Consider the following 10,099-nt stretch of genomic DNA (forward strand, 5'->3'; position numbering starts at 1 on the left):
TGCGGCATGATCACGTCGTCGATATAGCCCAGGCCCGCCGCCACGAACGGGTTGGCGAAGCGGGCCTTGTACTCGGCCTCGCGTGCGGCCAAGGCCTCCGGGTCCCCCGCCTCTTTGCGGAAGATGATCTCGACCGCGCCCTTGGCGCCCATGACGGCGATCTCGGCCGAGGGCCAGGCGTAGTTGACGTCGCCGCGCAGGTGTTTGGAGCTCATGACGTCATAGGCGCCGCCATAGGCCTTGCGGGTGATGACGGTCAGTTTGGGCACGGTGGCCTCGGCGTAGGCGAACAGCAGTTTGGCGCCGTGTTTGATCAGGCCGCCGTACTCCTGGCGCGTGCCGGGCATGAAGCCGGGGACGTCGACGAAGGTCACCAGGGGGATGCCGAACGCGTCGCAGAAGCGCACGAAGCGGGCGGCCTTGCGGCTGCTATCGATGTCGAGGACGCCGGCCAGGACCTGCGGCTGGTTGGCGACGACGCCGACGGTCTGGCCGTCGAGGCGGCCGAAGCCGGTGACGATGTTCTTGGCGAAATCCGGCGCGATCTCGAAGAATTCGGCCTCGTCGACCGTCTTCAGGATCAGCTCCTTGATGTCGTAGGGCTGGTTGGGATTGGCGGGCACGAGGGTGTCGAGGCTGGCCTCGTCGCGCTCGGGGTCGTCGTAGCTGTCGCGGACCGGGGGCTTTTCGCGGTTCGACAGGGGCAGGAAGCCGATCAGGCGGCGAACCTCCGACAGGGCCTCCAGATCGTTCTCGAAGGCGCCGTCGGCGACGCCCGACTTGCCAGCGTGGACCCGGGCCCCTCCGAGGTCCTCGTGGGTGACCACCTCGTTGGTGACCGTCTTCACCACGTCGGGGCCGGTGACGTACATGTAGGAGGTGTCCTTCACCATGAAGATGAAGTCGGTGATGGCGGGCGAATAGACGTCGCCGCCGGCGCAGGGGCCCATGATGACGCTGATCTGGGGGATGACGCCCGAGGCCAGGGTGTTCTGCAGGAAGATGTCGGCGTAGCCGGCGAGGCTTTCGACCCCCTCCTGGATGCGGGCGCCGCCGGCGTCGAACAGGCCGATGATCGGCGCGCCGTTGGTCAGGGCCATGGTCTGGATCTTGACGATCTTGGCCGCATGCGCGCCGCTAAGAGAGCCGCCGAAGACCGTGAAATCCTTGGAGAAGACATAGACGAGACGGCCGCCGATCGTGCCCCGTCCGGTGACCACGCCGTCGCCGGGGACGCGCTGCCGCTCCATGCCGAAGTCGTGCGAGCGATGCTCGACGAACATGTCGGTTTCCTCGAACGAGCCCTCGTCCAGCAGGACGTCGATCCGCTCGCGCGCGGTCAGCTTGCCCTTGGCGTGCTGGCTGGCGATGCGGGCTTCGCCTCCGCCGAGACGGGCTGCGGCGCGGCGGGCTTCCAGCTGTTCGAGGATGTCTTGCATGAGGCGTCTCCTTGAGCGCGAGGCTTAAGGAGAGGCGCAGGCAGTGGCAAGCATCGGCGCGGCGTCAGATGATGTTGAACACCACGAGCCCGCCCAGGATGACGGCGGCGACGCCGAGGACAATGGCGATGGTTTTCTTGGACATGAAGGAGCCTCCCGTTCGGATGGAGGCTGCGCCCGGGGGGGCCGGTTGTAAACCAGCGCCGTGGATCGCGCTGAGAACACGGCGCTCAGCCCGAGAACCCCTCCCCCAGCCTCGGCGACTCCACCAGCCCGGCCAGCCGCTGCAGCTCGGCGACATGGGATGCGAAGGCGGCGCGGCCGGCGGGTTTCAGGCCGATCCAGGTGCGCTGGCGCCCGGCGTGGGCCTGTTTGCGGACGGCGATATAGCCCGCCTCCTCGAGCTGTTTCAGGTGTTTCGAAAGTACGGAATCGGAGACGGCGATGGCGTCGCGGATCATGGCGAACTCGGCCTCGTCCGCCGCCGACAGGATGGCGCAGATCTGCAGGCGACCGGGGGCGTGGATGACCGCGTTGAAACCACTCATTCGCCGAGCCCCGTCTCGCGCCGGTAGACGCGCAGCCACAGCCGTGAGCCGACAAGGCAGAAGACGAAGGCGGCCGCCATCAAGGCCGCCGCTCCTAGCGCAAGCAGGAAGCCCGAGGCCGCGAAGTGATTCAGCAGGATTGCGAGCAGCATCAGCGGGAGCAGCACCAGGCCCAGGCCGATCGCGACCCAGCGGGCACGGCGCGGCGACAGGCCGGTGATGCTGACGCCCAGCCGGTCCGCCTCTCGCCGAAACAGAACGGCGAGGAGCAGGACGCCGACGGCGACGCCGAGCGTGTTCATGGGCATGTCCAATGCCTGCGTGCCCACCATCATGGCGCAGATGGCGGAATAGCCGAGGTCGTAGCGCCAGGAGCCCGCGGCGACCTTGCGCTGCACGTCGCGCTGCGAACGCTGGATGGCGGCGAGCGCCTCGGCGGGGGTCGGGTCTTCGTTCATGGCTCAGCCTCACTTTCCGAACTGGAAAATGGGCCACACTTTCCACTTTGGCAAGCGGAAACTTTCCAGTGCGGAAACTCAGGTGAGGGCGCGGAACCACCGGTCCAGCAGGACAGCCTCGGCCCGGCGGGCGGTGGTGCGCTCTGCGGCCTCCTCGTCGACGCCCCATTGCCGCTCCTGGAAGGCTTCGTCCAGACGGCTGAGATCGAAGGCCGCCTCGCCGCTCAGCGCGCCTCGCTGCAGCGCCAGCCCGAGCACGGCCGAGCCAAGCAGCGGCGTGGCCATGGCCAGTCCGGTCAAGGCGAAGTCGTCCAGCCGCAGGGCGAGGTCGCGGACGCGGGCGATGGAGGTCGGGTCCTGCGCTCGGTGGATGATCCCCTCGACCGGCTCCAGCACGACGCCGAGCTCCAGCGCCGCCCAGTCCCGCCATGGCGACCACTCACGCGCCTGCTCCACCGCCAGTGAGGTCGGGGCGTCGGCGAGATAGCAGAGGAGGTCCGAGCCGGCGAAGGCGGCGATCTCGTCGGCCACGGGCTCGCGGGCCTGGCTGACGCGGTCGATGGCGGTGGAGGCGAGCCGGGTCGCGGGCATGGTTCCCGGATCGATGAACTCGCCCTGGGCCGCCCACTCTTCGGCGACCAGCCGGGCCGCGGCTTCGGTCGGCAGGGTCAGGGGCGCATGAGCCGGAGTCTTGGGCGTCCGCCCGTCGAGGACGACGGACCAGCCGCCCGCGCCATGCTTGACGTCGACGGCGGTCCAGAAGCGCTTCAGCCGTTCTTCGGACTCGCGGAAGCCCTTGCGGGCGGCGACGTTGGGATCGAGGGGGGGGATATGGCTCATGGTTCGGCTCGTAGGGATCAGGCGGCGGCGCGGCTTCGAGCGGCGAAACCGTCCAGCACCACCGACAGTTCACCGAAACTCGAGGCGACGTGGCGGGCCCCGGCCGCGCGCTGTTCCTCGACCGTGTGAAAACCCCAGGCGACGCCCAGGGGGTGGACCCCTGCGTTCAGCGCCATAAGCACGTCGTGGGCCGTGTCGCCGATCATGACCGTGGCCGCCGGGTCGGCGCCGCAGGCGTCCATGGCGGCGTGCAGCATGGCGGGATCGGGCTTGCCGGGCCCGTCCTCGGCGCAGTGCGACGACAGGAACAGGTCGGCCCAGCCCTCGCGGGCGAGGTTCCGCGCCACGCCGCGGCGGTTCTGGCCCGTCGCCAGAGCCAGCCGCCAGCCGTCTCGGTGCAGGCGGCGCAAAGTCGTCATGGCCTCGGGATACAGCGGCTCCTCGTGGCCCTCGGCGTACATGCGGTTGAAGCTGGCGCGGAAGCCGGCGACGAAGCGCGCCAGGGTCGGCGCGTCGAGACCCGGCTCCAGCACGGCCATGGCATGCTCCAGCGAGAGGCCGACGATCTGGCGCACGCGATCATAGTCGGGCTCGGCCAGACCGATGTCTCGCGCGGCCTCGCACGCGGCGCGATGGATCGAGGCGCGGCTGTCGACGAGGGTGCCGTCGATGTCGAACACGGCGAGGGGACGGGTCATCATTCCTCCCCCATCGGGGGAGGGGGACCATCCGAAGGATGGTGGAGGGGGCTGGTCCGGGAGCCCGTGCGTGAGGCAGGCCCCCTCCACCGCTTCGCGGTCCCCCTCCCCCTGTGGGGGAGGAACATCATCTTTGCCGCCTCACGCCTTCGAATGGATCGCTCTCGTTCCCCTCCGCCTCCTCGAAGCCGAAGTGGGCGAAGCCGGCGCGCATCTCGGGGCTGAGCGGCGCCTCGACCTTGAGCACCCCGCCGCGCGGATGCTCCAGCTCGATGCTGCGAGCGTGCAGCTGCAGCTTCAGCGGGCCGGACAGCTCCTTTGACTTCTCGTCACCGTATTTGGGATCGCCGAGGATGGGGTGGCCGATGCCGGCCATGTGGGCGCGCAGTTGGTGGGTCCGGCCGGTGAAGGGCCGCAGCGCCATCCATGAGGCGCGGTGGGCGGCGCGGCTGATGGTGGCGAAGGCGGTCTCGGCCGGTTCGGCGCGTGGGTCCTTGCGGTCGGCGGGGCGCATCATCTCGAAGTCGTTGATGCCGGTCTTCTTCAGCGGCATGTCGATCTGGCCGGCCGAGGGCTTGGGATTGCCGATGACGATGGCCCAGTAGGTCTTCTTGGCCTGACGCCGCGCGAAGGCCCCGGCCAGCCGCTTGGCCGCCTCGGGGCCCTTGCCGAGCAGCAGGACGCCGGAGGTGTCGCGGTCGAGCCGGTGGACCAGACGGGGCCGGTCCATCCCCTCCCCCCAGGCCGACAGCAGCCGGTCGACGTGGCGACTGGTCTTGGTCCCGCCCTGCACCGCCAGCCCGTGCGGCTTGTTGATGGCGATGACCATGTCATCCTCGTAGAGCACGAGCGACTTGGCGAATTTGATGTCCTGCGGGCTGAGGGTGTGCAGGTCGCCCGCCTTGCGCGACGCGTCATCCGGGATCGGGGGCACGCGCACGGCGGCGCCGGCGGTCAGGCGGCCCTCCGGCTTGATACGGGCGCCGTCGACGCGGATCTGGCCCGAGCGCGCCATCTTCTGCACCTGGATGTTGGACAGATGCGGCCAGCGGCGGCGGAACCAGCGGTCGAGGCGAATGCCGTCCTCGGCCTCGGCGACATAGATCGTCAGGACCTCGCGTTTCAGGGCCGGCTCGGCGTCCTGAATGGGTTCATTGGTCTCAGGGGGGGTCAAAGGGCGGCTCCGAAGGCGCGGCGGGCGACCATCAGGCCGATGAACAGGGCGGCGATCGAGAGCACCACCGAGGCGGCCACATAGCCCCCGGCCATGGCGAATTGGCGGCGCTCGAGCATCGCCACGGTTTCGAGCGAAAAGGCCGAGAAGGTGGTGAAGCCCCCCAGCACGCCGACGGCCGCGAACAGACGCAGGCTCTCGCTCTGGGCCCCGCCGCGGAACGCGAGCCAGCCGGCCAGCAGGCCCATCAGGAGGCCCCCTCCGACGTTGATCGTCAGCGTCGCCCACGGCCAGGTCGCGGTCGGGAACAGGCGAAGGGCCCAGACGCCGACGCCGTAGCGCGCGACCGCGCCGAGCGCGCCTCCGGCCGCGACGATCAGAAGACGTGTCATGCCGCGCTTATAGTCGAGGCGGCGAAAAAGCGAAGAAGGGCCTGGGGCGCTACCAGCGGCGGAGATTGTCCTGAACCGCCCGCGCCTCATAAACCTCGGGACGGTCCGGGCGGGCGCCGCGACCCATGAGCACTTCGAGGGTGGTCGAGGTCGCCGACGGCCCGCTGAAGTTCAGGCCGAGCCCCACGCCCACGCCCGAGGCCGAATAGCTCCCATAGCGGCCGCTGTACCGGTCCGAACCGTAGCCGACCCCCACGCTGGGCCTGAAGCCGCCGGCGCTGTCAGGGCGACCGTCGATCCAGCGCTGTGTGACCTCGAACCAGTCGTAGCCCTCTGCGGTGGTCAATTCGGCCGCGCGCAACAGCGCCATGTCGGCGACCGGACCGGGCGCGCCGACGCCGTTGTAGGTCACGCGGAAGCGGTTGGCTTCGATCCGCTGCTCGGTGTAGCCCTGCCCGCCCGGCGCGACCTGCGCGCCGTAGGGGGCCAGGCTGGCGCAGGCTGAGAGGGCCAGACCGGCGGCGGCGATGAGGGGAAGGGTCAGGCGGTTCATGAGTGCACTCCGGCGTCTGATTGAGAAGCGTCGTCGTCGTTAGGTGGTTCCTGACGTCGCCGGTCCACCGCTTCGCGGTCCCCCTCCGCAAGGCCGTGGGGAGGAGGCGGTGCGCCTGGCGGAGGGCCGCCTTACAGCCCCGCCGCGATCCTCAGAGTTTCGAAATCCTCCGGCAGGGGCGCCTCCACTGTCCTGTATCCGCCCTCCGGGTGCGGGAACGTCAGCTTCGCCGCGTGCAGCATCAGCCGGGGCGCGGCCCGGCCCGCGAAGGTCAGCGCCCCGCCGTAACGGGCGTCGCCCGCGAGCGGGCGGCCGATCGCGGCCATATGCACTCGCAGCTGATGCATCCGACCGGTCGCGGGCTCCAGCTCCACCAGCGCGCCGTCCTCCGACGCCGACAGGGTGCGGTAGCGGCTGAGGGCCTGCTGAGCCCCCGGCGTATCGGGCTCCACCACCCGCATATAGCTCTCGCGGCCGATTTCCTGACGCAGCAGGGGCCGGTCGATGGTCCCGGCGCGCGGGTCGGGCGCGGAGGGGACCAGCGCGAGATAGGTCTTGCGGAAGCGTTTGGCCTGCATCGCCTTGCCGAGGAAACCCGCCGCCGGCTTGGTCTTCGCCGCCAGGATCACGCCCGAGGTGTCGCGGTCCAGCCTGTGCACGAGATCCGGCCGCTTGCCGTTCGACCGGGCGAACGCCCACAGCAGATCGTCCAGCGTGTGCGCCTGGATGCGCCCGCCCTGGCTCGACAGACCGGCCGGCTTGTTGAAGGCGATGACCGCCTCATCCTCGTGGAGGATCCACGAGCGGACGGCCGCGATGTCGTCGGCGGACAGGTTGATCGGGGAAGCGAAGGCCATCAGGCCCGCTCATCGCCCGTCGCCGTCCTGACGGTCAAGGCGTCCGGCAGGGCGGCCGAGCCCGCGGTGTTGTCGAAGACGCACCATGTCGGAGCCTTGGCGGCTTCCTCGCGGAGGCGCCGGGCCGCAGCCGCCAGCACTTCGGGGCTGTAGGCGGAGTAGTACATCCGCGGCGAGCCGTGCAGGCGGAAATAGCTCAAGCCGCGCCAGCCGCCGGGATCGGCGGCGCCGGGGTGTTTGGCCGGGTCGGCGGCGACGCGTGCGACGCGGCGATCGGCCAACCACGCATCGGCGTCAGGCGTGAACCAGTCGGCGTGCCGGGGTTCGCAGACCAGCGGGACCGGGATGCGCGCCTGCAGGGCGCTGAAGAACGCCCCCGCGATCGCCGGGTCGAAATTCAGGCTCGGCGGCAACTGGACGAGGATCACCGCCAGTTTGCCGCCAAGGCCGGCGACCTCGTTCGCGAAGCGGTCGACACTTTCCTCCGGCGTCGCCAGGCGCTGATCATGCGTCAGCACCTTCGGGACCTTGGCCGAAAACCGGAAATCATTCGGCGTGGAAGCGGCCCATCGCTCGTAGGTCGTGCGCCTGTGCGGGCGGTGGAAGCTGCTGTTGATCTCGGCCGCGTTCATGACGGCGGCGTAGCGTTCGAGACTTGAGCCAGTCCCATGAAACCTGTCGGACACGGCGGCTGGAATGCTCCAGCCGGCCGTGCCGAGTCTCAGGTCGAAAGGAGCCATGGGGAGCCAAGGCGTGAGCCCCGGCCCCGGTTCCTCAACGCAGGACGCCCCGTTTGCCCATGGTCCAGGCGTACCAGATGAAGAACAGGCATGCCGCGCCGATGACGATCTGCATCGGCCACATCGAGCCCATGGCCTCAAGCCCGTCGGAGAGGCCGAAGGCGTATATCGCGCCCGCCAGCCAGCCGAGGAAGGACGCCACGAACACCGGCGTCGCTAGCTTGCGGCGCAGCAGCAGCAGGATACCGCCCAGCAGTCCGCCCCACACCCCGATCGCCCATGCTCCATGCGTCCAGGCGGGCATGGCGTTGAAATATTCAAGCTGGGCCGCCGTCATGCCCATCTGGGCGAACCAGGCGTCCCGGTTTGTCTGCGTCATGACGTAGTCGACACAGCCGAAGCCGTTCCACAACACCGTCAACACCCCGACCACCCACAGATGCCAAGGCGCCCGCGCCCGGCCGCCGAGGCCGCTCAACGCAGGACGCCCTTCTTGCTCATGGTCCAGGCGTACCAGGCGAGCGCGGCGGTGATCACAGCGATGACCCACGGCATGTAGGTCATGACCGCCATTTCGGGCGGCGCCGGCGGGGCGCGGTCAATAACCGTTCCGTACAACAGGCTGACGACCGCGCCGATCACGGACAGCACAAAGGCGTGGACGGCGAACCGGCTGCGCATCAACAGCAGGATCGACCCCGCCACGCCGCCCCACACGCCCAGCACCCACGGCACATACATCCACGTCGGCATGGCGTTGTAATAGGCGATCATGGCGTCGTTCATGCCGGACGCCCGCCAGTAGGTCGCCCCCTGCGTCATGGACATGATGAAGTCGTAGGCCCCGAAGCCATTCCACAGCAGCGAGATCACCCCCACGGCCCACAGGTGCCAGGGCGTCCTCGTCGTCATCGTCGCGGTCGTATCGGTCATCTTCCCCTCCCAAGGTTGATCGACGGCGGGAGGATAGGCCCGAAATTGACGTTACGGCAACGCTAACCTTGTTCAGGCGGCCGGGCGGCGCGCATCGCGGCCCAGCGGTCCAGCCGCTCCTTCACCTTGGCCTCGTGCCCCTCGCCCTTCGGCGCGTAGAAGACGCGACGCTCCATTTCGTCCGGGAAGAAGTTCGCCCCTGAGAACCCCTCGAGCGTGTCCGGATCGTACTGGTAGCCCTTGCCGTAGCCGAGGGACTTCATCAGCTTCGTGGGGGCGTTGCGGATGTGCGCCGGGGGCGTCAGGGACCCCGTCTCGGCGGCGGCGCGCTTCGCCGCCTTGAACGCCTCGTACACCGCCACCGACTTGGGCGCGGTGGCCAGGTGGACGACCGCCTGAGCCAGCGCCAGCTCGCCCTCGGGACTGCCGAGGAAGTCGTACGTGTCTTTCGCCGCATTGGCGACGAGGAGCGACAGGGGGTCGGCCTCGCCGATGTCCTCGACCGCCATGCGCACGATCCGCCGCGCCAGATACAGCGGGTCCTCGCCGCCGTTCAGCATGCGCGCCAGCCAATACAGGGCCGCATCGGGATCGGACCCGCGAACCGATTTATGCAGCGCGGATATGAGGTTGTAGTGCTCTTCTCTGCTCTTGTCGTAGGCGGGAGCGCGCTTCTGGAGCACGCCCGCCAGCGCCTGCACGTCCAGCGGCTCATCCGAAGTGAGGTCGAACAGGACCTCGGACATCGTCAGCAGATAACGGCCGTCGCCGTCGGCCAGAGCCAGCATCGCCTGCCGCGCCTCGGGCGTCAGCGGCAGGGCCTTGCCCTCCTGCGCCTCCGCGCGCGTCAGCAGCTGGTCCAGCGCGGCGTCGTCCAGTCGCTTCAGCACATAGACCTGGCTGCGGGACAGCAGCGCGCCGTTCAACTCGAACGAGGGGTTCTCGGTCGTCGCGCCGACCAGGGTGACGATTCCCTCCTCCACGAACGGCAGGAAGCCGTCCTGCTGGGCGCGGTTGAAGCGGTGGATCTCGTCGACGAACAGCAGGGTGGCCTGGCCGGCGGCGCGGCGGGCGCGCGCGGCCTCGAAGGCCTTCTTCAGGTCGGCCACGCCGGAGAAGACCGCCGACAGCTGCTGGAACTCGTAGCCGGCGGCCTTGGCCAGCAGCCGGGCGATGGTGGTCTTGCCCACCCCCGGCGGGCCCCACAGGATCATCGACGACAGCCGGTGGGCGGCGGCCATGCGGCCGATGGGCCCCTCGGGGCCCAGCAGGTGCTCCTGGCCCACCACCTCCCCCAGCGTCTGCGGGCGCAGGCGCTCGGCGAGCGGCCGCGGCGCCGCCGGTGTCAGCCCCGCCGCTTCGAAGAGGTCCGTCATCGCCGCAAACTACAACACTGGCGATTCGCGGCCAGGAAGAACGTCGTCGGCGACGAACACCTAGAGGTCGGCCACGATCTGCCGACCGCCC

At 69.4% G+C, this 10,099-nt stretch carries 13 protein-coding genes; all 13 read right to left on the bottom strand.

Annotation, left to right across the window (positions count from 1 at the left end):
- A partial coding sequence (locus VGB60_RS10650; protein WP_331038239.1) for an acyl-CoA carboxylase subunit beta occupies positions 1 to 1,439 on the bottom strand: 1,439 nt, incomplete at its 3' end.
- A 230-nt stretch (positions 1,440 to 1,669) separates the two neighbouring features.
- A complete protein-coding gene (locus tag VGB60_RS10655; protein WP_331038240.1) occupies positions 1,670 to 1,987 on the bottom strand; it encodes a transcriptional regulator in 318 nt (105 codons plus the stop codon).
- Entirely contained in the window at positions 1,984 to 2,445 is a 462-nt protein-coding gene (locus VGB60_RS10660; RefSeq protein ID WP_331038241.1) for a hypothetical protein, read from the bottom strand. The genes VGB60_RS10655 and VGB60_RS10660 overlap by 4 nt, the downstream gene beginning before the upstream one ends.
- Before the next feature lie 78 nt (positions 2,446 to 2,523).
- Positions 2,524 to 3,285, bottom strand: coding sequence for an ATP12 family chaperone protein (locus VGB60_RS10665; protein ID WP_331038242.1), 762 nt, complete (start codon positions 3,283 to 3,285; stop codon positions 2,524 to 2,526).
- Between the two features lie 17 nt (positions 3,286 to 3,302).
- Positions 3,303 to 3,983, bottom strand: a complete 681-nt coding sequence (locus tag VGB60_RS10670; protein WP_331038243.1) for an HAD-IA family hydrolase — start codon at positions 3,981 to 3,983, stop codon at positions 3,303 to 3,305.
- Between the two features lie 127 nt (positions 3,984 to 4,110).
- Complete coding sequence (locus tag VGB60_RS10675) at positions 4,111 to 5,109, bottom strand: RluA family pseudouridine synthase (RefSeq protein WP_331038251.1); 999 nt, start codon at positions 5,107 to 5,109, stop codon at positions 4,111 to 4,113.
- A gap of 44 nt (positions 5,110 to 5,153) precedes the next feature.
- Positions 5,154 to 5,549 carry a fluoride efflux transporter CrcB gene (gene crcB / locus VGB60_RS10680; RefSeq protein ID WP_331038244.1) on the bottom strand — a complete coding sequence of 132 codons (396 nt, stop codon included), beginning with the start codon at positions 5,547 to 5,549 and terminating at the stop codon, positions 5,154 to 5,156.
- A 49-nt stretch (positions 5,550 to 5,598) separates the two neighbouring features.
- Positions 5,599 to 6,102, bottom strand: a complete 504-nt coding sequence (locus tag VGB60_RS10685; RefSeq protein WP_331038245.1) for a CC0125/CC1285 family lipoprotein — start codon at positions 6,100 to 6,102, stop codon at positions 5,599 to 5,601.
- A 131-nt stretch (positions 6,103 to 6,233) separates the two neighbouring features.
- The gene (locus tag VGB60_RS10690) at positions 6,234 to 6,959 is read right to left on the bottom strand and encodes an RluA family pseudouridine synthase (protein WP_331038246.1); all 726 of its coding nucleotides are present in this window, start codon (positions 6,957 to 6,959) and stop codon (positions 6,234 to 6,236) included.
- Positions 6,959 to 7,699 carry a DUF72 domain-containing protein gene (locus VGB60_RS10695; RefSeq protein WP_331038247.1) on the bottom strand — a complete coding sequence of 247 codons (741 nt, stop codon included), beginning with the start codon at positions 7,697 to 7,699 and terminating at the stop codon, positions 6,959 to 6,961. Before VGB60_RS10695 ends, VGB60_RS10690 begins: the two co-directional genes overlap by 1 nt.
- A 34-nt stretch (positions 7,700 to 7,733) precedes the next feature.
- Positions 7,734 to 8,177 (bottom strand): hypothetical protein, encoded by a 444-nt coding sequence (locus VGB60_RS10700; RefSeq protein WP_331038248.1) that lies wholly within the window; start codon positions 8,175 to 8,177, stop codon positions 7,734 to 7,736.
- On the bottom strand, positions 8,174 to 8,632 hold the full coding sequence (locus VGB60_RS10705) for a hypothetical protein (RefSeq protein WP_331038249.1): 459 nt from the start codon (positions 8,630 to 8,632) through the stop codon (positions 8,174 to 8,176). Before VGB60_RS10705 ends, VGB60_RS10700 begins: the two co-directional genes overlap by 4 nt.
- 62 nt (positions 8,633 to 8,694) lie before the next feature.
- Positions 8,695 to 10,008, bottom strand: a complete 1,314-nt coding sequence (locus tag VGB60_RS10710) for a replication-associated recombination protein A (protein WP_331038250.1) — start codon at positions 10,006 to 10,008, stop codon at positions 8,695 to 8,697.
- Positions 10,009 to 10,099 lie beyond the last annotated feature (91 nt).

Source organism: Brevundimonas sp. (assembly GCF_036399195.1).
Taxonomy (GTDB): Bacteria; Pseudomonadota; Alphaproteobacteria; order Caulobacterales; family Caulobacteraceae; genus Brevundimonas.

Bases quoted from the DNA above. Each gene is read 5' to 3' on its own strand.
- crcB (WP_331038244.1), bottom strand. From the start codon at position 5,549: ATGACACGTCTTCTGATCGTCGCGGCCGGAGGCGCGCTCGGCGCGGTC.
- VGB60_RS10695 (WP_331038247.1), bottom strand. From the start codon at position 7,699: ATGGCTCCTTTCGACCTGAGACTCGGCACGGCCGGCTGGAGCATTCCA.
- VGB60_RS10690 (WP_331038246.1), bottom strand. From the start codon at position 6,959: ATGGCCTTCGCTTCCCCGATCAACCTGTCCGCCGACGACATCGCGGCC.
- VGB60_RS10685 (WP_331038245.1), bottom strand. From the start codon at position 6,102: ATGAACCGCCTGACCCTTCCCCTCATCGCCGCCGCCGGTCTGGCCCTC.
- VGB60_RS10710 (WP_331038250.1), bottom strand. From the start codon at position 10,008: ATGACGGACCTCTTCGAAGCGGCGGGGCTGACACCGGCGGCGCCGCGG.
- VGB60_RS10705 (WP_331038249.1), bottom strand. From the start codon at position 8,632: ATGACCGATACGACCGCGACGATGACGACGAGGACGCCCTGGCACCTG.
- VGB60_RS10660 (WP_331038241.1), bottom strand. From the start codon at position 2,445: ATGAACGAAGACCCGACCCCCGCCGAGGCGCTCGCCGCCATCCAGCGT.
- VGB60_RS10670 (WP_331038243.1), bottom strand. From the start codon at position 3,983: ATGACCCGTCCCCTCGCCGTGTTCGACATCGACGGCACCCTCGTCGAC.
- VGB60_RS10665 (WP_331038242.1), bottom strand. From the start codon at position 3,285: ATGAGCCATATCCCCCCCCTCGATCCCAACGTCGCCGCCCGCAAGGGC.
- VGB60_RS10655 (WP_331038240.1), bottom strand. From the start codon at position 1,987: ATGAGTGGTTTCAACGCGGTCATCCACGCCCCCGGTCGCCTGCAGATC.